This is a genomic window from Dermacoccus sp. Ellin185, assembly GCF_000152185.1.
In the GTDB taxonomy this organism is placed as follows: domain Bacteria; phylum Actinomycetota; class Actinomycetes; order Actinomycetales; family Dermatophilaceae; genus Dermacoccus; species Dermacoccus nishinomiyaensis.
Genome location: NZ_AEIQ01000068.1, coordinates 1 through 546 on the forward strand (window position 1 = coordinate 1; position 546 = coordinate 546).

General features: G+C 51.6%; 1 protein-coding gene. It reads left to right on the forward strand.

From position 1 onward, the window contains the following. A partial coding sequence (locus tag HMPREF0321_RS07040; protein ID WP_040014653.1) for a sigma-70 family RNA polymerase sigma factor occupies positions 1–546 on the forward strand: 546 nt, incomplete at both ends.

A 546-nucleotide genomic window follows, 5' to 3' on the forward strand; every position in this document is an offset into this window, starting at 1 on the left:
CGTGGTCGGAAAAACTGCACGATGTCTCTGAAGAAGTGCATCGCGCCCTGCAAAAACTGCAGCAGATTGAAGAAGAAACCGGCCTGACCATCGAGCAGGTTAAAGATATCAACCGTCGTATGTCCATCGGTGAAGCGAAAGCCCGCCGTGCGAAGAAAGAGATGGTTGAAGCGAACTTACGTCTGGTTATTTCTATCGCTAAGAAATACACCAACCGTGGCTTGCAGTTCCTTGACCTGATTCAGGAAGGCAACATCGGTCTGATGAAAGCGGTTGATAAATTCGAATACCGCCGTGGTTACAAGTTCTCCACCTACGCAACCTGGTGGATCCGTCAGGCGATCACCCGCTCTATCGCGGATCAGGCGCGCACCATCCGTATTCCGGTGCATATGATTGAGACCATCAACAAGCTCAACCGTATTTCTCGCCAGATGCTGCAAGAGATGGGCCGTGAACCGACGCCGGAAGAACTGGCTGAACGTATGCTGATGCCGGAAGACAAGATCCGCAAAGTGCTGAAGATCGCCAAAGAGCCAATCTCCA